Origin of the sequence: Spiroplasma litorale (assembly GCF_001267155.1) — a bacterium.
Taxonomy (GTDB): domain Bacteria; phylum Bacillota_I; class Bacilli_A; order Mycoplasmatales; family Mycoplasmataceae; genus Spiroplasma_A; species Spiroplasma_A litorale.
In genome coordinates this window covers 866,513-890,136 of sequence record NZ_CP012357.1, presented here as the reverse complement: position 1 = coordinate 890,136, position 23,624 = coordinate 866,513, and the positions used below count along the sequence as shown (strand labels likewise).

The 23,624-nt window shown below is 25.2% G+C and carries 23 protein-coding genes, 1 tRNA gene and 2 pseudogenes; 24 read left to right on the top strand and 2 right to left on the bottom strand.

Annotated features, from left to right (window positions below):
* Positions 1-8 precede the first annotated feature (8 nt).
* The 18 genes and pseudogenes from ylqF to SLITO_RS04065 all read left to right on the top strand — a co-directional run bounded on the left by ylqF (position 9) and on the right by SLITO_RS04065 (position 16,054).
* Complete coding sequence (ylqF, locus tag SLITO_RS04155) at positions 9-968, top strand: ribosome biogenesis GTPase YlqF (protein ID WP_075058512.1); 960 nt, start codon at positions 9-11, stop codon at positions 966-968.
* On the top strand, positions 962-3,268 hold the full coding sequence (locus SLITO_RS04145; RefSeq protein WP_235443364.1) for a ribonuclease HII: 2,307 nt from the start codon (positions 962-964) through the stop codon (positions 3,266-3,268). The genes ylqF and SLITO_RS04145 overlap by 7 nt, the downstream gene beginning before the upstream one ends.
* A 61-nt stretch (positions 3,269-3,329) precedes the next feature.
* Entirely contained in the window at positions 3,330-3,635 is a 306-nt protein-coding gene (locus SLITO_RS04140) for a single-stranded DNA-binding protein (RefSeq protein ID WP_075058511.1), read from the top strand.
* Position 3,636: 1 nt separating this feature from the next.
* Positions 3,637-4,377 carry a hypothetical protein gene (locus tag SLITO_RS04135; RefSeq protein ID WP_075058510.1) on the top strand — a complete coding sequence of 247 codons (741 nt, stop codon included), beginning with the start codon at positions 3,637-3,639 and terminating at the stop codon, positions 4,375-4,377.
* A gap of 199 nt (positions 4,378-4,576) precedes the next feature.
* A complete protein-coding gene (locus SLITO_RS04130) occupies positions 4,577-6,520 on the top strand; it encodes an ABC transporter ATP-binding protein (RefSeq protein ID WP_075058509.1) in 1,944 nt (647 codons plus the stop codon).
* Positions 6,521-6,557: 37 nt separating this feature from the next.
* Positions 6,558-7,883 carry a methylenetetrahydrofolate--tRNA-(uracil(54)-C(5))-methyltransferase (FADH(2)-oxidizing) TrmFO gene (trmFO, locus tag SLITO_RS04125; protein ID WP_075058508.1) on the top strand — a complete coding sequence of 442 codons (1,326 nt, stop codon included), beginning with the start codon at positions 6,558-6,560 and terminating at the stop codon, positions 7,881-7,883.
* 9 nt (positions 7,884-7,892) lie between these two features.
* A complete protein-coding gene (locus SLITO_RS04120; RefSeq protein ID WP_075058507.1) occupies positions 7,893-9,488 on the top strand; it encodes a hypothetical protein in 1,596 nt (531 codons plus the stop codon).
* A 77-nt stretch (positions 9,489-9,565) separates the two neighbouring features.
* Positions 9,566-9,642: transfer RNA gene (locus tag SLITO_RS04115), tRNA-Arg, on the top strand.
* A gap of 125 nt (positions 9,643-9,767) precedes the next feature.
* Positions 9,768-10,256, top strand: a complete 489-nt coding sequence (gene rpsP, locus SLITO_RS06225) for a 30S ribosomal protein S16 (RefSeq protein ID WP_083433375.1) — start codon at positions 9,768-9,770, stop codon at positions 10,254-10,256.
* A gap of 3 nt (positions 10,257-10,259) precedes the next feature.
* On the top strand, positions 10,260-10,529 hold the full coding sequence (locus SLITO_RS04105; RefSeq protein WP_075058506.1) for a hypothetical protein: 270 nt from the start codon (positions 10,260-10,262) through the stop codon (positions 10,527-10,529).
* The gene (locus SLITO_RS04100) at positions 10,510-11,010 is read left to right on the top strand and encodes a ribosome maturation factor RimM (protein ID WP_075058505.1); all 501 of its coding nucleotides are present in this window, start codon (positions 10,510-10,512) and stop codon (positions 11,008-11,010) included. The genes SLITO_RS04105 and SLITO_RS04100 overlap by 20 nt, the downstream gene beginning before the upstream one ends.
* The gene (trmD, locus tag SLITO_RS04095; RefSeq protein ID WP_075058504.1) at positions 11,010-11,741 is read left to right on the top strand and encodes a tRNA (guanosine(37)-N1)-methyltransferase TrmD; all 732 of its coding nucleotides are present in this window, start codon (positions 11,010-11,012) and stop codon (positions 11,739-11,741) included. Before SLITO_RS04100 ends, trmD begins: the two co-directional genes overlap by 1 nt.
* A gap of 7 nt (positions 11,742-11,748) precedes the next feature.
* Positions 11,749-12,111 (top strand): annotated as a pseudogene (gene rplS / locus SLITO_RS04090) (50S ribosomal protein L19); the annotation flags it as partial.
* 217 nt (positions 12,112-12,328) lie between these two features.
* The gene (locus SLITO_RS04085; RefSeq protein ID WP_075058503.1) at positions 12,329-13,072 is read left to right on the top strand and encodes a DUF3196 family protein; all 744 of its coding nucleotides are present in this window, start codon (positions 12,329-12,331) and stop codon (positions 13,070-13,072) included.
* Between the two features lie 5 nt (positions 13,073-13,077).
* Positions 13,078-13,428, top strand: a complete 351-nt coding sequence (locus SLITO_RS04080) for a hypothetical protein (RefSeq protein ID WP_075058502.1) — start codon at positions 13,078-13,080, stop codon at positions 13,426-13,428.
* 15 nt (positions 13,429-13,443) lie between these two features.
* Entirely contained in the window at positions 13,444-14,739 is a 1,296-nt protein-coding gene (gene obgE / locus SLITO_RS04075) for a GTPase ObgE (RefSeq protein WP_075058501.1), read from the top strand.
* A 1-nt stretch (position 14,740) separates the two neighbouring features.
* A complete protein-coding gene (gene nadE, locus SLITO_RS04070) occupies positions 14,741-15,490 on the top strand; it encodes an NAD(+) synthase (protein ID WP_083433374.1) in 750 nt (249 codons plus the stop codon).
* Positions 15,491-15,562: 72 nt separating this feature from the next.
* Complete coding sequence (locus SLITO_RS04065) at positions 15,563-16,054, top strand: hypothetical protein (RefSeq protein ID WP_075058500.1); 492 nt, start codon at positions 15,563-15,565, stop codon at positions 16,052-16,054.
* Positions 16,055-16,262: 208 nt separating this feature from the next.
* Here SLITO_RS04065 and SLITO_RS06305 read toward each other — a convergent pair.
* Positions 16,263-17,561 (bottom strand): annotated as a pseudogene (locus tag SLITO_RS06305) (ISNCY family transposase).
* A 293-nt stretch (positions 17,562-17,854) separates the two neighbouring features.
* On the opposite strand from SLITO_RS06305, the gene SLITO_RS04050 reads away from it, so the two are divergent.
* The 3 genes from SLITO_RS04050 (at position 17,855) to SLITO_RS06280 (ending at position 20,159) form a co-directional block, all read left to right on the top strand.
* A complete protein-coding gene (locus tag SLITO_RS04050) occupies positions 17,855-18,799 on the top strand; it encodes a dihydroorotate dehydrogenase (RefSeq protein WP_075058497.1) in 945 nt (314 codons plus the stop codon).
* Positions 18,800-18,891: 92 nt separating this feature from the next.
* Positions 18,892-19,758 carry a DDE-type integrase/transposase/recombinase gene (locus SLITO_RS04045; RefSeq protein ID WP_075058496.1) on the top strand — a complete coding sequence of 289 codons (867 nt, stop codon included), beginning with the start codon at positions 18,892-18,894 and terminating at the stop codon, positions 19,756-19,758.
* Positions 19,755-20,159 (top strand): integrase core domain-containing protein, encoded by a 405-nt coding sequence (locus tag SLITO_RS06280; protein ID WP_407696205.1) that lies wholly within the window; start codon positions 19,755-19,757, stop codon positions 20,157-20,159. Before SLITO_RS04045 ends, SLITO_RS06280 begins: the two co-directional genes overlap by 4 nt.
* On the opposite strand, the gene msrB is transcribed toward SLITO_RS06280, so the two are convergent.
* Complete coding sequence (gene msrB, locus SLITO_RS04035) at positions 20,091-20,528, bottom strand: peptide-methionine (R)-S-oxide reductase MsrB (RefSeq protein WP_075058494.1); 438 nt, start codon at positions 20,526-20,528, stop codon at positions 20,091-20,093. The genes SLITO_RS06280 and msrB overlap by 69 nt on opposite strands.
* Positions 20,529-20,664: 136 nt before the next feature.
* On the opposite strand from msrB, the gene SLITO_RS04030 reads away from it, so the two are divergent.
* From SLITO_RS04030 to hemW, 3 genes are read left to right on the top strand one after another with little or no spacing between them, the layout of a single operon-like run.
* On the top strand, positions 20,665-20,931 hold the full coding sequence (locus SLITO_RS04030; protein WP_075058493.1) for a TIGR04561 family membrane protein: 267 nt from the start codon (positions 20,665-20,667) through the stop codon (positions 20,929-20,931).
* 29 nt (positions 20,932-20,960) lie between these two features.
* Positions 20,961-22,511 (top strand): MSC_0882 family membrane protein, encoded by a 1,551-nt coding sequence (locus SLITO_RS04025; RefSeq protein WP_075058492.1) that lies wholly within the window; start codon positions 20,961-20,963, stop codon positions 22,509-22,511.
* The gene (gene hemW, locus SLITO_RS04020; protein ID WP_075058491.1) at positions 22,490-23,605 is read left to right on the top strand and encodes a radical SAM family heme chaperone HemW; all 1,116 of its coding nucleotides are present in this window, start codon (positions 22,490-22,492) and stop codon (positions 23,603-23,605) included. The genes SLITO_RS04025 and hemW overlap by 22 nt, the downstream gene beginning before the upstream one ends.
* Positions 23,606-23,624: the final 19 nt, after the last annotated feature.

Sequence of the window (23,624 nt, the reverse complement as noted above, 5' to 3'; positions counted from 1 at the left end):
AGGTAATTATGGAAAAGAATAAAGCTAGTTTCAATTGATTTCCAGGTCATATGAACAAAACAATAAAAGAAATAGAAGAAACACTTAAAATTGTAGATTTAGTTATTGAACTAGTTGATATAAGAGCACCTTATTCTTCACAAAATCCGCTATTAAGAAAACTTTTTTCGAAAAAAACAAAGTTAACAGTTTTTACAAAGTGTGATTTAGCAGATAAAGAAGTTACTGAACAATGAAGTGAATACTATAAAAGTCAAAAATTAGCAGCTTACTTTGTAAAAAATAAAAACTACGACATTTCAATTGATATTATTAGAAAAATTAATGAGTTAACTCATGAACAACAACAAAAACAGATTAATAAAGGTATTGAAAAACCACAATTAAATGTTTTGGTAGCTGGAATCCCAAATGTTGGTAAATCAACATTCATTTCTAAATTAGCAAAGGGAAAAATAGTAAGAATTGGAAATAAACCGGGATTGACAAGAGGTTTGCAAAGATTTAATTTGACTAAAAATATTACAATTATTGATACTCCTGGTATTTTGCCATCAAAATTTGAAAATGAAAATGTGGCTTGTAATTGTATTGCAATAAATTCTATAAAACTTGATTTAATTCCAAAAGAAAGATTTGCAACAAAAATTATGAGATATATATATAATTCTTATCCATCATTAATTGAAAATAAATATAATATCAAAAACACTGCTTTAAGACCTATCAATTATGATGATACTTATAAAATATTTGAACAAATTGCAATAAAAAATAAGCATCTTATTGTTGATGATATATATGATATTGATAGATCAATTAATATTTTTATAAACGATGTAATTGGGTGTAAATTAGGTTTAATCTCATTTGAAAAACCTATTGAAATTGTTGAAATTAATTCAATCACCCTTGAAGATGTAGATGTTGATAAAACTTCAGAAAGTGATTTAACTGTTGAATGATAGATAATTGTCGATATTTCTTTGATGAAAATTTAAAAAAAGAAAAAAATATAAAATATATTTCCGGTAGTGACGAAGTTGGTAGGGGTGCAATGGCAGGTCCAATTGTAGTAGCCTCAGTAATCATGAAAGAAAACTATTTTAATCCACTTATAAAAGATTCAAAACTTGTTCCAGAAAAAGTTAGAGAGTTATTATATGAAGAAATTTTAGAAAATTGCTTAACTTATTCAATTTGTGAGTATAATGAAAAGGTTGTAGATAAATTAAACCCAAAGCAGGCTAGCAAATTAGGAATGATTGAATCTATAAAAAAACTTACTATTAAACCTGATTTATGTTTAATAGATGGTGAAGACATAAAAGAAGAGGATGATTATAAATTTTTAAAAATAATAAAAGGTGATAATATAAGTTTTGCAATTGCTTGTGCTAGTATAATTGCAAAAGTATTCAGAGACAGAATCATGAGAAATTATCATACAAAATATCCAATGTATAATTTTCTTAAAAATAAAGGTTATTGCACCATTAAGCACATTAGTGCAGTAGATGAATTTGGTTTATTAGATATACATAGATTAACTTATAAACCAATAATAAAATTTAAGGAGAAAAAAATGAGTTTTATTAAAGAAAACGAAGCGTATCTTAAATGAATTAACTCTAAAAATGTTGATGAAAATTTAAAACAAGAACTATTAAACTATAATGACGATCAATTAAAAATTGCTTTTGAAAATAAACTTGAGTTTGGAACAGCAGGGGTAAGAGGAATATTGGGTGCTGGTCCTGGCTATTTTAATTCATTTACAATTAAAGAAGTAACAATCGGTTATGCTAGATATCTAATTAAAAAATTTCCCAATGACCTATCTAGAGGAGTGGTTATTGGTCATGATAACAGAAAATATTCAAAAGAATTTTCTCAACTAGTCGCAGAAATTTTAACAAGTTTTTCAATTAAAGCATATTTATTTGAAGAAAATAAAATGAAGCCAACACCAGTGGTTTCATTTGCTACAAAAAAATTAAATGCAATTGGAGGAGTTGTGATTACTGCAAGTCATAATCCAGCTGAATATAATGGTTATAAAATATATGATGAATATGGTTGTCAATTAATTGATAATGATAATAAAATTATTTCAGAATACATAAATAGAATTGATAATATTTTAGATTGAAAATATAAAGTTGACTTAGATTTATTATCAACAATTGATAATAAAATTATTGAAGATTACTGTGAAATGATAAGTAACCTTCAATTCTATAAAAATGAAAAAAGAAATAACTTTAAAATAATCTATTCAGCAGTTAATGGAACTGGAAGTGAGTTTAGTCCAAATCTTTTAAGAAGTTATGGATATGAAGTTATTGAAGTTGAAGAACACAAAAATGAAGATAGTACTTTTAAAAATGTAGGTAACCCAAATCCAGAATTTGAACCAGCTTGAAAAATCCCGTTAGAATATGCTAAAAAACATAAAGAAGCATCATTAATTATTATTCAAGATCCTGACGCTGATAGAATTGGTGTTGCAATAAATCAAAATGGAAATTGAATAAGAATTGATGGCAATCAAACAGGACCAATTTTAATAGATTGAAAATTGAGTCAAATGAAATTAAATAACACTCTACCAAGCAATCCTACTCTTTATTCAAGTTTTGTAACTAGTGATCTAGGAGATAGAATAGCAAAAGAAAGTTATGGTGTTAACATCATAAAAACTTTGACAGGATTTAAGTGAATGGGTTCAGAAATTTTAAAAGAAAAAGAAAGAAACTTAAATTTTGTTTTTGCTTATGAAGAAAGTTATGGATATGTAATTGATTCTTCAACACGAGACAAAGACGGAATACAAGCAGCAATAATGCTTACAGAAGCTGCTTGGTACTATAAAACTAAAAAAAATATGACCTTAATAGATAATCTTAATGAATTGTACAAAAAGTATGGTTACTATTATACTCATACTATAAATTTAAATTTTAGTATTTCAGAAATTAAGTCTAAAATTGACCCGATAATGAAAAAATTAAGATTTGACAATATTGAAGAAATATCAGATATGAAAGTTTCTTTTGTAGAAGATTATATTGATGGTCTATATAATATGCCAGGGCAAAACCTATTAAAATTTTATTTTAAAGATAATAGTTGATTTGCAGTAAGACCAAGCGGAACAGAACCTAAAATAAAAATATATTTTGTGTGTGTTGATAAAGATTTTGATAGTGCTAAAGAAAAATGTGAAAAATTAATTGAAGGAATAAAATTAATACTAAATTTATAAATACTGTTTAAAAACAGTATTTTTTTTGTTTTTATGGCGATTAGTTATTGGGAGGTAAATAATGAATAACGTAACTATTTTAGGCCAGCTTGAAGGCAATCCAGAACTTGTTTATAATTCTAAGGATGGAGAAAAAAAACTATATAAATTAATAGTCAAAGTGCCAAGAATTACAACAAATGTGAACTCAAAAAACAAAAGTGATTATATAAATGTTAAAATCTGAAATAATGTATTAGGAGATGAATACGAATATTATGATAAGTTGACTATTGGTTTAGAGGGTAGGTTGATATCTTATACTAATCCAACAAATAAAAACTATTCTAATGACTTTATAGCTTATAAAATTTTTCAATTAACCTAGTATGGATAATGTACTACTGTATTTTTCATTAAAGTATAATGGTAATTGAGATAAGATTTTTGAAGCATTAGAAAATAAAGAAAAAATAGATTTTAAAGACCTAAAGGATGTAAAAAATAGAATTAAATGTAATTTTATAACTCTATTAAGCCCAATTTATCCAGTAAGTCTAAAAAACTCTTATAAACCACCTTTTGTTTTATTTTATGTTGGAAATATTAACATGTTATTAGATAATAACCATTTTTTATCATTATATTTAAGTAATGATCACGAAGAATTATCCAAAAAGAGTGTTGATTGTACATTATTAGAGGCTATTAAAAATGACTATACAATTGTTGTATCAAATGACAATGAGAATTTAAAAAACTATTTTGTTGATCAACTTGAAAAAAACAATAAAGTTATTATTACAATTAATGACAATATATATGATTTCTTTTTAAACCATAATATTGATTATAGTGATAATTTTGTTAATACTTTATTTATTTCTACTCATTACAATAGAGCTGAAAAAACTAGCGAATGCGAATACAGTTTTAATGATTTACAATCAAATTTATCAAATTATGCAATTTTTATAAATTGTATTCAAACCAAGCAATTTATAAATATATTTAATTATCTTGTAAACGAAGGAAAAGAGGTTTTATCGATTCCAGAAACAGAGTACTCCAATGCTTTAAATGCTAAATTTATTAAATTTGGCGAAAATATTTTAAAAAGTTTACAATAAATATATAAATTATAAAATTTTGATATATAATATTTGTGTCATAGAAATATGACACTTGTAAGGTTAATACCTAATAAAATTAAATTAATCATTTTATTCCCGACACACAAATGATATATAAAATTTTAATGAGAGATAATATCTCTCTTTTTTTTTATGTTCTATTATAATTATGTAATATAATAAAAATGGTGATTATATGGAAAAAATTGAAAAAAATCCAGAAAACGCAGCTTTTAAGAGCAAAAAAAGGAAAAAATCAAAGACATTTTTTGGGATAATATTTAAATATTTAAAAAATAAACCCATTTTTGCTTTTTTTATAGTTTTATTAACTTTGCTATCTTCTTTAACTACAATTATTGGGCCTAAGATTATTCAAAATATAATGTCAATTCTAATGGCTCCAAGTATTGTAGATAAATTAAATGGAGCTTCAATTGACCAAATAAATGAAGCTTTAAAATCTTCTACAAGTGGTAGTGTATTAGTTCAAGTGTTATTAGAGAGTGATGGTAGTTTATGATTCTACTCATCATTTTTAGGTCTTAGATTCGGATGAAAAGACTGAATTTATTTACAAATTGGGTTTTTTGGTTTGCTTGCTTTATTTACTTTTCTTTCAAACTATCTAACTGGTTTGTTAGGAAAAAATATTGAAATTTCTTTAAGAAATAAAGCATTAGAAAATCTAGTAAAACAAGATATGAGTTATTACTCAGATAAAAAAATAGGTGAAATCTTAACTAAAATAGTATCTGATACGCAAATAGTTGGTGAACAAGGACAAATAATTCCAGTTACATTATTATCTGCTACATTTACATTTTTTGGTTCTTTATTTATGATGTTGACAATTGATATGAAGTTAACGCTTGTTGTTGTTGTTACAATGGCCACAATCATGACTGTTATGTTCTCTACATTTGGAATAGTTAAAAAATTAATGTTTAAAACCAGAGATTCAATCACAAATATAAATGGTGATGTTACTGATAGAATTGGTACTATTAATTTAATTAAAGCATCTGGAACTGAAGAATATGAAACCGAAAGATTTAAGTTCCTACATAAAGATTATTTTAAAAAATCAAAAAGTCTAATAAAATTGCAATCTATTGTAATAACAGTTATGGTTGCAGGTATTAGCTCAATTCAAATGGTAATAGTAATAGCAGCTGCATTACTTTATAATGACCAAGTAGGTCAATTATCAATTATACTTTCATCATTTATTAGTGGTGTTGGTACAATGGTTGGTCCTTTAATGCAATTAGCAAGAGTGAATGCAGGAATGGTACAAGCTTCAACATCTGCTGCTAGAGTTGATGCCATAATGAAGGCAGAACCAATAATTGATCCTCATTATAATGATGGTGAAGGCATTAAAATTGATGCAATTAATGGAGATATATTACTTAAAAATATTGAATTTAGATATCCTGAAAAACCTAATAAATTAATTTTACCTAAATTTAGTTTTACATTTGAAAAAGGTAAAAGCTATGCTTTTGTTGGAGAAACCGGAAGTGGAAAATCAACAATTGCAAAACTTTTATTAAGATTTTATGATCCTTATGATGGAGAAGTATTGATTAATAATGGAATTAATTTAAAAGATGTTCAATTAGCAAGTTATTTAAAACATGTTGGTTACGTTGAACAAGAACCTCAAATTTTATTTGGTACTGTTTCTGATAATATAAGATATGGAAAATTTGATGCAACTGATGATGAAATTAAAGAAGCTGCTAAAAAAGCAGAATTAGATAGTATTGTTTCAACATGACCAGATGGATATGACACAATTTTAGGAGAAAGAGGATTTATACTTAGTGGTGGTCAAAAACAACGTTTGGTAATCGCGAGAATGTTTTTAAAAGATCCTCAGTTGCTTGTTTTAGATGAAGCTACAAGTGCACTTGATAATATTATTGAAAAAGAGATTCAAAGTAAATTGGAATCTTTAATGAAAGGTAGAACTACTGTAACTATTGCTCACAGATTATCAACTATTAAAAACGTTGATAAAATTATAGTCTTGGGTAGAGATCAGGGCATAGTACAAGAAGGAACTTTTGACGAATTGAAAGAAAAACCTGGTCATTTCAAAAATTTATATCAAGCTGGATTAATGGATTAAGTAAGAATTTAATAGATGTTTTTGTTATAATAAAGCAATGATACAAAAAATAAACATCATTGGTGCAGGTTTGGCAGGTTGTGAAGCTGCATGGCAGCTCGCAAATAGAGGAATTAAAGTAAATCTTTATGAAATTAAAACTATCAAAAAAAATCCTGTTCAAAAGCTTGATACATTTGCAGAACTTGTATGTTCAAACTCTTTGCGCTCAAGTGATATTAAAAATGCAATAGGTACTTTAAAAAAAGAGTTGGAAATGTTTGATTCGATAGTTATCAAGATTGCTAAGGAATGTGAAATCCCAGGTGGACAAAGTTTAACTGTAGATAGAGAAAACTTCTCAAAAAAAATAACTGACCTAATTTTAAAACACGAAAATATAAATGTAATTTATGAAGAATTGGATAACATTAATTTAAATGATATAAATATTATTGCAACAGGTCCTTTGACAAGCAAAAAAATGCAGTTAATTATATCTAACTTAATTGGTAAATCTTATTTTTATTTTTTTGATGCAGTAGCACCAATAGTTAAACTAGATTCTATTAATATGGATATTTGTTTTAAAAAAAATCGATATGATAAAGGGTATACTAAGGATTACATTAATTGCCCAATGAACGAAGAACAATACAATCAATTTTATCAAGAGTTAATTAAAGGTGATACGATTGATCTACATTTAAAAGATGAAGAAAATTTCAAAGTATTTGAAGGGTGTATGCCAGTTGAAGTTATGGCTAAAAGAGGATATAAAACATTAACATATGGTCCTTTAAAACCAGCCGGATTACGAAATAATGATGGTTCTTCAAATTTTGCAGTAGTACAATTAAGGCAAGATAATGCTTCAGATACTTTATATAATATGGTTGGTTTTCAAACAAATCTAAGTTTTAATGAGCAAAAAAGAATATTTAGACTAATTCCAGGACTTGAAAAAGCTGAATTTATTAGATTTGGTGTAATGCATAAAAATAATTTTATAAATGCACCAAAATTATTAAACTCTTATAATCAACTTAAAAAAAATAAAAATATCTTTTTTGCAGGTCAAATTACAGGTGTCGAAGGTTATGTTGAGTCAGTATCTTCTGCAATAATTTCAGCTATAAATGTATATAACACAATTAAAAACAAAGAATTGTTAACTTTTCCTAAAACAACTGTTATTGGAGCATTACAAAGTTATATAATAAATACATGTTCAGAAAACTTTCAACCAATGAAAGCTAATTGAGGTATTGTTGAAAAACTATTAATAAATAAAAAAATAAAAAAAGAAGAAAAGAAAGAACTGTATTCAAGTAGATCATTAAAGGATTTAGAAGAGTTTATTTTTAAGAATTTTATTGAATAAAGAGGAAATATGAAAGAAATTTATAAACAGAGTATATTTTGATTTGGATTACATAAAGTTGCAAATGATAATGCAGAACTAAAATACTACATTACAACTCAAAAAGATTTAATATCTTATTTGTATCCAATTACGTTTATTGGAATAGTTCAATACTTTTTATACAAAAATATAATAAGTAATGAAATTGATTCTTCAGAATTTAATACTTTAACAAGTTATATAATGGATAATTTTGATGAATTATACAAAATTAAATATAGGTATGTAAAAGATAAACCAAAAAAAATTACTTTTAAAGATGATGAAGCATTAGAACAGGCAAAACACTTAATATCAAACCTTTTAATACCTTATGTAAACGAATATTGTTTTAAAAAGTATGATGATTGAAAAGATTCATATAAGTCATTTATACGAGAGTCTTTATCTATTTTTGAATATGATATAAATCATATATCAGATGATAATACTTATAAAACAAGCATTCCATATCCATTTCTATTCACATTAAATTTGATAAAAAACTATGATATTCAGGGATTATATCAGAGAGTCTATAAATGTTATCAAAAAGATGTTTTATTAAGAAAATATCGAACAGGTAGAGAATGAAAACCAAAAGAAATTGAATATCTTACTGAAACATACGAACTAATTCAAAATGATGAGGAATGAGCAATATTTTTAAGCAACTTCTCAGGTTCTAAATGAGAAGCCTTTAATACTCGAGAAAGATATAAAGCGCTTTTACAATTGACAAAACTAACAACTATTTTAATGAAAGATGAAATTACAGCTGTAACAATGTTGGATGATGGAGAAGAACTATATGGTTTAATTGAAGCTTATCTTCCCTTATTTATAAGCTCAGATAAATCAAATTTGAGAAGTAATTTGATTCCTGAGTTAAAAAACTCTACGTTAAAGGTCTTAACACCATTTAACTGCCAGCATATTAATCAAGAACAATTAATTCCTTACATTAAATCAAAAGGTGATAGGTTTATTGATTTTGATGAAAAAACTCTGATGAAGTGTACTGAAATTACAAGATACACATTTGCAAAATTAAGATCATTGCTATTATTACACGAATATATACCACAAGTAATAGACAATAAAATTGCAGTTAAAAAGAAATTATTTGTAAATATATTAAATATTTTTGAAGAAACAAAACCAAATAAGTTTAAACAAAAAGTCAGCATGGAAAATATTTCTGAATATGACTTTTTGTTATCTGAAGATGAAATTGTTGAAACCTTTAAAAAAGAGTTCCATAATTTGCAAGACTACAAAGATGAATACACTTTGTTAAAAATAGGTAGAATTATAAATATTTTGTTAGGAATCGAAAGTAAAACTCCTAAGTTGATTAATTATAGTCTATTTGAACTTTTTAAATATGTATTGATTATATTTGGTCCTCATCCTTTGGATCATACATATCAAACACAAGATAATATCCAAAATTTTTATAATCAATTTTTGAAACTTTTGAACTTTTATGATTCTGAAAAAGATTCTGAAATTAAAAATTATTATATCCAGTATCTTGAATTAGCATCTAAACTTAAAAATTGAGTTATTGAAAATAAATAATATAAATAGTAATAAAACTTAATAAAATAAAATTATATAGAAAATAATTTATTTTTTTGTTATTATTACTTTGTACTGCCCACGTAGCTCAGTAGGATAGAGCATGCGCCTTCTAAGCGTAGGGTCAGAAGTTCGAATCTTCTCGTGGGCGCCATTTCTGAAACACATTAAACACCTAGGGTGTTTTTTTAATAAAAAAATAAAGAGTCAAGTAAAAATGCTTGACTCTTTATTTTATAAAATGTAATATAATAAAGGTTTAATTAAAGGAGGAATTTTATGGTTAAATTAAGATTAAAAAGAGCTGGTAAAAAAAGAGCTGCTTTTTATAGAATAGTAGCATCTGATTCAAGAGTGAAACGTGACGGAGAATACATAGAATTAGTAGGTACATATAATCCAATAAATGGTGAAGTAAACTTACAAAATGAAATTGCATTAAAATGATTAAAAAATGGAGCTCAACCAACTGATACAGTTAGAAGCATCCTATCAAAAAATGGAATTATGAAAGAACTACATGATTACAAAATTGCACTTCCAAAAGATAAAGAAAGTGCACCTAAAAAAGAATCAAAATCTGTTAAAAAACCTGCTACTGCAAAAACAGCAACTAAATCAACTGCTGCAAAACCTGCTACTGCAAAAACAGCAACTAAATCAACTGCTGCAAAACCTGCTACTGCAAAAACAGCAACTAAATCAACTGCTGCAAAACCTGCTACTGCAAAAACAGCAACTTCAAAAACAAAAAAAGAAGATAAATAATAAATGGATTACTCAGAACTTTTAAAAAAAATGAGACTTATTTTAGATGATATTGTTCCATTGGATATAAAATACTTTATTGATTTTAAAATTGAAAAAGAGTCTAAGGTTGAATTTGTTCTTGTAATATTTGATAAAGATATTAATTTATTTACTAATAAAGAAAATACTGGTATTTTAAATCAAATGCTTCCAGTTATTAATTCAGATATTTCAAAATTAAATAAAAAGTTAGTTATTGATGTAGAGGTTTATGAAAATTATGGAAGATAAACTAACAAAAGTAGGCTACATAACAAGTTCACATGGAATTAAAGGACAAGTTAAATTTAAGTTAGTTCAAGATTTAGATTATGATAAAAATCTTGAAAATGAATTGTTTTTTATAAAAGACAATATAAATTTTAAACCCTTAAAAATTGAGAGTTATTCTATCAAGAATAATACTTGTATAATTAAATTTAAGGATGTTAATTCAATAAATGAGATCCAAACACTATTAAAAAAAGAAGTATTTATCGAAAATGATAATAAACTTTTTGTTAAATTAGATAATTATTTAAATTATAAGTTATCATATAAAAATAATTATTTTGAAATAATTGATGTAATTAATAACGGTGTTTATTGACTTGTAAAAATATATTTTATTGATAATGTATTATGAATACCGATTGTAGATGAATACATTGAAGAAATTAATCAAGAAAAAAAAGTTATTTTTGCAAAGTCAATTGAAAAGTTGAGGGTATAATGAAATTTTCAATTATAACACTATTTCCAAGTTTAATAAAAGAAATGATATCTGAGTCAATAATTAAAAGAGCTATTGATAAAAATAAAGTTAATATAGAAATTTTGAACTTAAGAGATTTTTCTAATTTGAACAATAACCAAGTTGATGACTATCAATATGGTGGTGGAAGTGGAATGGTCTTAATGATTGAACCGCTTGTTAATGCAATTGAAAGCTGTAAAAAAGAAAATAGCTTAGTAATACTAACATCACCACAAGGTAAAACTTTAAACCAATCTATATCAACTAATTTAGGAAAAAATTATAATCATATTATTATTGTTTGTGGCCACTACGAAGGTTTTGACAATAGAATAATGAACTATATAGATTTAGAATTATCGATTGGGGATTATGTATTAACTGGTGGTGAATTACCCGCATTAGTAATAGTTGATTCTGTTACAAGGTTATTAGATGGGGTAATAAAAAAAGAATCCTATTTAAATGATAGTTTTGAAAATAATTTGTTAGATCACCCAGTATATACAAAGCCAGTAACTTTCAGAGATAAATCAGTACCTGAAGTTTTGTTAAGTGGGCATCATGCAAATATAGAAAAATACAGACATCAAGAAAAATTAAAAAGTACTTATTTAAAAAGACCAGATTTAATAAATTATGAAAGTCTTTCAATAGATGATATAAAATATTTAAAAGAACTTAAAAATTCGAAAGGAGAAAATTAATATGAATATGTTAACTAAAACAACTAAATCAATAGTTGATGAACAATTAAATGACAAGTTACCTAGATTTACTTCTGGAGACACTATAAGAGTAAATGTAAAAATTAAAGAGGGTGAAAAATACCGTATACAGGCATTTGAAGGTGTTGTAATTAAAACACAAGGAAGTGGAATAACTTTTTCAGTTTGTGTTAGAAAAAACTCAAATGGTGTATTTGTTGAAAGAACATTTCCAGTTCACTCACCAATAGTTGACTCTATAGATGTTTTAAAAAGAGGACGTGTACGTAGAGCTAGAATTTACTACATTAGAAAATTATCAGGTAAAGCAGCAAGAATTAAAGAGATTATTGTATCAAAAGATAAAAAAAATGCTGAAAAAGCTGCTGCAGTTAAAAAACCAGCAACAAAAAAAGTTGAAGCTAAACCAGTAGAATCTAATAAAGAAGAAAAATAAAAAGTAAATATTTTTAATATAATAACCTTTTATATATGATGCTTGCATTATTTGTTCGTGAGCATTATATATAAAAGGTTTTTTTATAAAATGATACAATTAATTATATAGAAACAGGATAGGTGTAATAATGTCAAATTACTATGAAGAGGTTACAAAAAAATTAAGTACTCTTATTGATAAAAATAATTTTGATGATGCATTAAAAATAATTAATGAAGAACTACTTGCTCCATATATTCCTGAAAAATTTGAAAAATACTTATTAAACTGAAACAATTATATAAAAGAACACATCCAACAAAATCAAAATAAACTAGTATCATGAAGTTTAGAAAGAGTTGTAAATGTTATGAATGATGTTAGTGATCAACAATCACATCTTATTGCATTTGACTTTTTACGTGAATTAAATGCAAGAAAAATAATTGAGGATATAAAAAAATATCTTATAAAATCAGTAAATATTGATGAAAATAAAACGTTTTTGTTAATGATTTTAATAGAACAAAAAATTGACATGGAATTTTTAGTTAATAAAAATAAATTTAGTTTTTCTTTAAATCCTGCAAAGTTCAATGTTGTTGAGACACAAACTTTATTAAAATCAATTGAGTTACAATTGGAAAAAACGATATATCATTATAATCCTTCACTATATAATATTGCTTTGAGTATTCTTAATTCTTATTATTATTTAAAGTTTCCAGGTTTTTCATTAAATAACTTTAATATTAATGACTTAACAATTTCAATTATATTAAAGGCATTTAAATCACTTGATGTAAACCCTGATCCATCAATTATTAATTCTATTGTACATAATCATTCTAATGTTATGTTAATTTTAAATGAATTAAATGATATGATTTAATAGTTATGAATAAAAAAGAATTTTTCAGTATAGAAGACTTTAGAGAATTTAATGATTATGATAATATAATGGCCCAAGCATTTGGTGTTGGTTGTTCTTTGTGTGGGTTAGAAGAAATAATGTATACTTCTATTAATTGTCCTAAAGAAATAGGCTTAGTTGTAAAAGAAATTCACGATAATAATCCAAATATTAGTGATAGTGAATTAGATTCTTTATTAAAAGACCCAATAGAAGCTTGACAAGAAGTTGATGATTATAATTCATCGATTGGAGCGCCAACATTTTTATGTATTGATTGTTATGACCAGTTAATTAGTGGAGAAATTAAAGTTTCAAATATTAAAGAAAATTAGAAATAGTGGTATTTTATGAAATTTGTAGATTTAGCTTATTTTAATATAAAAGCTGGAAAAGGTGGCGATGGTGCTGTCTCTTTTAGAAAAGAACTTTACGTACCAAATGGTGGTCCAAATGGTGGTGATGGTGGTGATGGTGGTGATATTATTTTTATCGCTGATGAAGGTAAAACTTCATTACTAGATTTAAAACTTAAAAAATTTTATCATGCAGAAGATGGTTTTAAAGGCGATATTAAAAATATGCACGGTAAAAATGGTAATGATACAGTTATTAAAGTTCCTGTCGGAACTGTAATATATAATGCTGATACTAATGAGTTACTTGCTGATTTTATATATCACAATCAAAAGGAAATTATTGCAAAAGGTGGAAAAGGTGGAAAAGGTAATGCAAGATTTGCAAACTCTAGAAATAGAGCGCCAACAAATTTTGAAGCTGGAGATCTAGGACAAAATATAAACATTAAAGCAGAGTTAAAGGTACTTGCAGATGTTGGTTTTGTTGGACTTCCAAATGCAGGTAAGTCAACAATGTTAAGAGCAATATCTAATTCGCGACCAACAATAGCAGATTATCCTTTTACAACTCTAAATCCACAGTTAGGACTTTGTATTGATAAAAAAAATAGAACTTTTGTTGTGGCTGATTTACCTGGACTTATTGAAGGGGCTAGTCAAGGTAAAGGTTTAGGTTTTGAATTTTTACGTCATATTGAGCGATGCAAAATTATTTGTCATATCATTGATATGTCAGGAAATTATGGAACTGATGATGTAATTAAAAATTATGAACTTATCAGAAAAGAATTGGTTACTTACAACCTTGATTTAGAAAAAAGATTTGAGATTATTATTGCAAATAAAATAGATTTAGAAGAAGCAAAAATTAATGTTTTATATTTTAAAGAAAAATACAAAGATAAAACTATCATCCAAACATCGGGATTAAAAAAAGAAAACATTAATGATTTATTGTTATTAATTGGTGATACTTTAGAAAATAATAATCTATTAGGTAAAGATAAATTCATAGAATTGAGTAAAGTTAATAACTTTAAACTTTATAAATTTGAAGGACAATTAAAAGACCTAGAAATCGAGAAGTTCTCTGAAAATAAATGAGTAATTAAAGGTGAAGATGTTAGAAAAATCTATTTAAAAACACCAATATCAACATATGATAATTTATTATTATTTAATGAAAAATTAAAAAAAATGGGAGTATATGATTTATTACGTGAAAAAGGCGCTAAAAAAGGAGATCTTGTAAAAATATTCGATATTGAATTAGAATGGATGGACTAATATGAATAATGAAAAAATGAATGACTATACTAATTATTTAGTAAATTGAATTAAAGAAGAAGTTAAAAATGCTAATCAAAAAGGTGTTGTAGTTGGAATTAGTGGAGGAATTGACTCAGCTGTTGTAGCCGCTCTTGCAAAATTAGCTTTTCCAGATAATTATTTAGTTGTTTGAATGCCTTGTGAATCAAGTGAATTAGATTTAAAATGTAAAAATGAATTAGTAAATAATTTAAATTTAAAAAATATTGTTGAAATTGATTTATTAAATACATTCAATGGATTAAAATCTGAAATTATTAATAAAACTAATAATGAAAACAAACTTGCTATGGCAAACATAAAGGCCAGACTAAGAATGACAACACTTTATGCACTTGCTCAATCAAATAATTATTTAGTTTTAGGTACTGATAATGCATGTGAATGACATATTGGTTACTTTACTAAATATGGTGATGGGGGAGTTGATTTAGTTCCTTTAGTTCATATGCTTAAAAGAGATGTAAAAAATGCTGCAAAACTATTGAATGTACCTGCTTCAATAATAGATAGAGCTCCAACCGCTGGATTGTGAGAAAATCAAACTGATGAAAGTGAAATTGGTTTTAGTTATGATTTAATCGATGATTATTTAGAGGGATTAAATGTTCCTGAAAATGTTAAAAAAAGAATAGAATATTTACATAATATATCAAGTCATAAAAGACAATTGGCAACAAAACCATTAAAATCAATTAATGAAATTTAATTTAAATTAAAAGAAAAATGAAAATTATCTTAAATTTATTAGATAATTAATTAAGTTAAGGAGAATAAATTAATGACAGAAGAACAAGCAAAAAGTATCAGTAATTTTATTGATGAACTACCAGATGAAACAGCAGATAAAATGTTTGAAGAATTAGTTGCAGGTATGAGTTCATACTTTGCAATTTTAATTTTTGGAGAAGAAATTGATAAAGTTTATGATGACATGAAAGAACAAGGGAAATCAATAGAAGAAATTTCAGAAGAAGTTAAAAAAAATACCCTTGAAGATGAAGAGATTTATTCAAATTTAGTGGGAGCATTGCAAGAAGAAGGGGATGCAGAATTCTTTGCAGAAGATTGTGTCCAATCAATTTCATTTAACCCTGAATATCCAGCTGAAATAATTGCAAAATTAAACGAGTTAGATATTGAAGAAAGTGACTTTTCAGCAAATTTAATTATTAATTTTAGAGATCAATTTATCGACTTCTTTGTTAACGACATTGATATTGTTGAATGAAAAAATGATATTATCGATGCATTGGTTGCAAGCTGAAATTAATAAAAATATTTTTAAAATATAACAAAATTTTATTTTAATAGATTTATTTTTATAATTAAATATAATTTTAATATTAGTAGATGGAAATCTGCTAATAAAAAACAAAGCACAAATAAATTAGCACAACACTTAATAATAATTTAAATAATCATATACCAATCAACTTAAAAAATTTCCTAAAATAAAAAATCACAATTTTTGTCAATAACTAATTAATTTTTCCTAAAACTTTATTTTTTGAGTTTTTATAAAATATTCAATTAGTATACTTTCAAGGACTGCTTGTTTTTATTGGCTTATAAATTTTATTTATCTCAGCCGGGTTTTTATCTTCATACACCTCTTTATAAGTAGAATTTTGTAACACTTCTAATAAAGGCGTTCATTCGCTATATGAGTTTGAATATAGTTTTCCATCAAATGTCTCAACAACCATTATTTTTGTTTTATTTTTATAAAATACTGGTTCTCCATTTGAATGCTGAATATAGTACTTATTTTGGTATTTTATAGTTGAACCCTTATTTACTGTTCTTTCAAATCTTCTAGATAAATAAAAATCTATATTTATCTATATATTCATCTAAAAACAAATTAGCTTGGTTTATAGTTGATATATTATTTTCTTTAAGTTCCTTTGGCAGGTGATCTTGAAGTGTATTTCACAACCTTTCAATACGACCTTTGGTTTGTGGAACGCTAGATGTTGTTAATTTTATTCCTAAGTTGTGACACAAAAATCCGTATTGTGTTAAGGAGTCAGAATGTAGATCTGAATCCTTTTCTTTTGGACTTCAAAATACCGTTCTTTTGTCTGTCAATATTTCTTTAGGAATTCCATAGTTAAGCAAAACTTTCTTTGTGATATTGTAATAACCCATAAGAGTTTCTTCAGTGTCAAAATATAAAGCCAATATTTTGCCAGTAGCATCATCAATAAAACCATGTAGATATCATTTTTCTTCTTTAATTCAGTAATGTACAGAAGCATCTGTTTGCAACCTTTCTCCAAACTCAGTTTTTCTATGTTGCATCGGATAACTATTTTCAATACTTAATAAAGTATTTAAATACTCTTTTTTTTATATTTTTTATATTTTGATTTTTTAAACTGTTAGCTATTTCTTGTTTAATTATTTTTTTAGTTACTCTATGTATTCTTGGAGAATACATGTTATTTTCCTTTAATAAACTAAGTAAATATGTATACGAAACTTTTATATTATAATTTTCTAGCAACTTTTCTTAAAAGTGTTTGTAATTATAGTCACAAAATTCATCTTTATATAATTTAATTATTTTTTGACTAATATCACTGCTAATTCTTCTGCAAGACAATCTGCCAGTATTCTTATGAATAAAAGCTATGTAACCAATTTTTTTTATATTTATTAATTAATATATTTACATTTCTAATTGTTTGACATAACTTTATAGAAGCTGACTCTTTTGTTATTTTTTGATCTATAACGTCTTTGATAATTTCCATTCTCTTTTTTTCATTCATTTTTAAATATCTTCTCATTTTAAACCTCCCAATAAAATAATTATAGTTTGGGAAATTTTAATTTGTTATATATAAGGAAAATATCATATGTTATTTACAAAATCTCCTAAAATAAAAAATCACAATTTTGTGATTTTTTATTTTATTTATATATAATATTAAGGAAAAGTATACTTTAAATTTGTTCAGTGAGGCAAAAAAGTAATGTCATTTTTCTTTTTATAAAAGACATTATTTTGCCTATCATTTGATAGGCTTTTTATATGGTTGCTTTTTAAAATAAGGAGAAAAAAATGCAAAATAAATTTTCTGTAAAAATACCAGGTATTAATTTAAAAAATCCTGTAATAATAGCTTCAGGTCCATTGATTCACGGTGAGTACTTCAATAGTATTTATGATTTAGCAACATTAGGTGCAATTACAACTAAAACAGTGACTTATTTACCAAAAGAAGGCAATAATACTCCAAGATTTGCTGAAATTGATGGTGGGTATATAAATGCAATTGGTTTAAAAAATATAGGAATTAAAAAATTTGTTGAAACTAAAATAGAATTTTTAGATTCAATGAATGTTCCAGTTATTACAAGTATTGCAGGTAATTCAATTGAAGAGTATGTTGAAATGGTGGAAATGTTAGATAATATACAAGTAATTAATGCTATAGAATTAAATGTTTCTTGTCCTAATGTAAAAAAGGACTCAATTATAATGACTTCTAACTATGATTATTTAAAAGAATTAATAATAAAAGTAAAAGCAGCAACAAAAAAACCAATTTACATTAAAATGTCTCCAACAGAACCAGATATCGTTCAGACAGCAAAAGTTTGCAAAGATGCTGGTGCTGATGCATTAACAATGATAAATGGTTTAAGTGGTATGAAAATTGACATTAACTCAATGGAACCTGTGCTTTCAAATAAATTTGGTGGGGTTAGTGGAAGCTTCTTAAAACCACTTGCAATTAAAACAGTATATCAGGTTTCAAATGAAGTTGATATTCCAATAATAGGTGTTGGAGGGGTTTGTTCAACTGATGATGTTATTGAAATGCTAATGGCTGGTGCAACCGCAGTTGGTATTGCTAGTGCAAATATGTGAGATCCTTTGATTTGTTATAAAATTGTTAATCAATTAGGAGATAGACTTAAAGAATTAGGATATGAGTCTGTTGAAGAATTAATAAATAAAGTAAAGAAGACTAGAAATTGATATAAATTAAAAAATAAATAATAAAAAAATTCTTCAATTGAACATCTAAAATAAAATTGACAGTAAAAAAGTACTTTTATTGTTAAAATTTTATTGAAAGGTGTTCTTTTTATATGGCAAAACAATGAACAAAAAACGAAAAACTTAATATAATTAAGGAATCAAAAAAAATCGGTATTTTAAATGCAGCATTAAAGTTTGATATTAGTACTAGCACAATTAAAAGATGAAAGTCAGAGGTAAAAGTTAAAGGTGAAGGAGCCTTTGAATGAGGTAGCGGAACACAAGCAAAAGGAAATATTAAAAAATTTAAATCTCATGATTGAATTTTTAAAGAACCTGATGATATGAGCATCGAAGAATTAAGAGAGGCTTTGAAACTGGAACGAGCTTTAAAAAAGCATTTGGCGAAGACGACTAAGGAAAAGTACTTCGCCATTTTTAATGTTAAAAGAATGTTTTCTTTGAAATTATCTTGTTTATATTTAAAAGTTTCAAGGTATGGATATTTAAAATGACTTAAAAACGGAAAACCAAAGTATAAAAATTATAATAGAATTTTAGCAATTAAGATAAGATGCCTTTTTTACTTGTTTAAAAAAAGATATGGTTATAATATGATAACTTTATTTTTAAACAAATACTTTAAAGAAAGATGAGACCCTTGAGTTGTTTATAGATATATGAAAATAATGAGTTTAAAAGCAGTGAAGAAAAAGAAAGTTCCAAACTATGATAAATCAGGTCCATTAAGATTTGAAAATTTATTAAATAGAAACTTTAATTCTAAAAATATAAATGAAAAATGAGTAACAGATGTAACTTATATAAAAACTATTAATGGAAATGTTTATCTATCTGTTATAAAAGATTTGTTTAATTCTGAAATTGTTGATTGAAAGTTATCGGTTAGTCCTAATAATAAATTATGTCATACAAATTTAATAAGTGCTATTAAAAAAGAGGTGCTCCAAAAATAATTCATTCAGATCAGGAGGCACCATTCACAAATGAAACTTGAGAAAGATTATGTAAAAATAATAATATAAATATTTCTATGTCAAGGAGAGGGAACCCCCCAGATAATGGTGCATGTGAGTCTTTTTTTGGAACTTTTAAAAATGAATGTATATATACATATAAAGTAAAAGAACTACATCACTCAAATATTTATAAAATTATCTCTGACTATATAGAGTTTTATAATTACGTTAGACCTTGTCTAAATCATAAAAAAAACTCCATACGAAATTCGTATGGAGAAAGTATCTTTTTAATGTCAATTTTAATTGACAATTTCAATTTGGTTTTTTTATTTTACAAGTTTAATATATTCTGAATATCCTTCTTTTTCCATCTCTTCTATTGGTATAAATCTTAATGAGGCTGAATTGATACAGTATCTTAAACCGCCATCATTTATGGGACCATCTTTAAAAACATGACCCAAATGAATATTGCTATTTTTGGTTCTAACTTCAATTCTCTTCATATTATAAGAATTATCTTCAATTTCATTAATTAAATCATCATTAATAGGTCTTGTAAAACTAGGCCATCCGCAACCAGAATCAAATTTATTACTACTTATAAAAAGAGGTTCCCCAGATAAAATGTCTACATAAATTCCTTTTCTTTTTTCGTCTCAATATTTATTTTGAAATGGTGGTTCTGTTGAACTGTTTATTGCAACTTCATACTCTAAATCTGTTAATTCGTCAACATCATATTTTTTTCATTTATTACTCATAATTTTCCTTTCTTAAACACATATAAGTATATTAATTATATAAAAAAAAATAATATAAAAAATATAAAAATATGGTATTATATAAACAATTGTAAACAAATATTGCAATTAGGGCTAACAAAAAAAGGTGAATATTATGATAAACTTATCTGATTTTTCATTTAAAGTATTGGATTTTTCATTACCGTTATGAGTAGTTTTACTAATTTTTTTAATGATAGGTATATTATGTATAGGGTCATATATATTTATATTATTTAAAAAAAATCGTAAATTTATATATGAAAAAGAAGAAGTAAGTGGAGATGAATTCAAAAGATTAGAAAAGTTTGAAAATCTAAGAAATGATTTTGAAATAGAATTAGCAAAAGTTAAAAAATCATATCGTTCACAGAAAATTTAAAATTGGTCTTATAAAAAAGGGGCATTTTTATGAGCAAAATAGTGGATTTTTTTAAACCAAATAGTGTTCAGAATAACCAACAAAATTTTCAAAATGTTGGAGATTTTGGTGTACCAAATCAAGCACCTCAGCAATATAATCAAAACCCTCAACAACAATATGGCTTAGCACCTCAAAACCAAAGTCAGCAACAATATAATGGTTATCAAAGTTATAACCCTTTACAACAACAAATTAATAATCAACCTCAAAACATGAGTCAACAAAATAGTCAAGTAAATGACATACAAACTTATCAACAAAATTTAATTAATAATAATAGATTAAGAAATAATCAATATCATCAATTTGAAAACCAACAAATACAAAATTATAATCCTAATCAAAATTATATTCAACAAAGTGGTTATTATCCAGAACAATATAACAATTATCAAAATAATAGAATTAACCCAGCTAATTATAGACAAGATTATTTAGATTTTGAAAGAAGAAATGTTAATGATAACTATCAAAACTATTATCAAAATGAAGCAAGCTATCCAAGAAAATATTTTGATCCATACAATCACAATTATTTAAGTAATGGATATGTAAATGAAAACTCAAAACCAGTTAATTTTGATAATTACAATGGATTTAATAACCAAATGCAATATGGTTATAATGAATTTTCTAATATAAATCAATTTCATAATGGTCAAAACATGTACTATAATAGTAATCAAAATTATGCAAACGCAACTGCTAATAACTATAATCCTTATAAAGAACAAAATAGTTATAAAAAAAGATTTCGCGAAGCAAATATTATTCCTAGGGAAATAGGAAAAGAAATAAAAAGTGAAAAATTAAGAGTCTTTTTATTGTTTGCGGTAGGTCTTGCAGGAATAATAATGACTTCTTTAATGTTGGCTGTTTATTATAAAACTGATGATACAATAACAAAATATATAGGTCTTAAAAAAGAAGATGTAATGTATCCTTTCTTCTCAATATTATTATTAATAATATCACTTGGATTTTTTGGTATAAGTTTAGCAGACTTTACCTTACTCTTTTCAAATGTCAAAAGATATGAAAGAGATCTAATGATGGGAAATGAATCCATACCATATTTTATAACCAGAAACTATAAATCATTAATTTCAAGATCAATCTATATAAACTGAATTTGTTTTTCAACATATATTTTTGGTTCAATTATATTAGGAATACTATATACATTACAAACTCAGGCTGGAAAAACAGCATATATTTTCTTTTGAACAATAGGAACACTAAAAACACTAGAATCAGAAATAACAGTAAATATAATAATATTACTTGTTGCTTTATTTATTCATGTTGTTAATATTATTTCAACAAGAAATAGAAAAAACAATATTATTTCATACTATGGTTATGAAATAATACCTGAGCATGAAATAAAAGCAATTAAAAAAAGAGCTAATAAAATATGTATAATACTATTTTGTGTAATAATTTTATTAATATTGTTTGTTATATTAATACCATGATTAATTATTAGAAGAAAAAAAGGACAATCTCTTAAACCATGAAAATTTGGTCGACAATAAAAAAAGATATTTATAGCTTATATGTTCACATTCCATTTTGTGAACATATTTGTTTTTATTGTGATTTTGCAAAAGTTATTAAACCTAAAAATGATGAATCAATAAATGCATATTTAGATAAAGTTGATAATGAACTATCAACTTATAATAATAAATTTAATAGCTTAAAAACAATATATATTGGTGGAGGAACACCGAGTTGTCTTTCAAATGATCAAACAACAAAATTACTAGAAATAATTAATAAGCATGTTGATATAAAAAATATAATAGAATACAGTATTGAATTAAACCCAGAATCAGTTACTTTAGAAAAATTAAAAATATATAAAAATTATGGAATTAATAGATTAAGTATTGGGGTTCAAACTTTTGATAATAATTTACTTCAAAAAATAGGTAGACAACACAATAATAAAAAAGCACTTGAAGCAATTGAACTAGCTAGAAAAGCAGAATTTAATAATATAAGCATTGATTTGATGTATAACCTATTCAACCAGACTATTGATAATATTGATGTTGATTTAGACTATATTAAAAAAATTAAACCTGAACATATATCTTGATACTCTTTGATAATGAAAGAAAATTCAATTTGAGGTAAATTAAAATATAATAAACCTGAAAATGATGAATTGTTTGATGAGTATGTTAACAAAGGTTTAGTTAAATTAGGTTACAAAAGATATGAAATTTCTAACTATTCAAAAAAAGAAATCTATAATTCGGTTCATAATTTGTCATATTGAAAAAGTGATTTATTTGTTGGGGTAGGATATGGTGCTAGTGGCTTTGAAAAAATTAAAGATAAATATTATTTAACTCAAAACGTTGGTAACGTATCAAAATATGAAAAAACTTTTGAGATTGTAGAAGAAAATGATTTATACTTTCAAATTATAATGATGGGTTTAAGAATGATAAAGGGTATTGATATTAGTGACGGGCTAAATAAACAAGCATACTTGCATTTTAAAAATCAAATTAATAAAAATATCGAATTAGGGCTATTGGATTTAAAAGATAATTATTTATTTTGTACAAGCAGAGGTTTTGACGTATTGAATGAAATTTTACTAACTTTTTTATAAAAATTAATCGATTTAATAA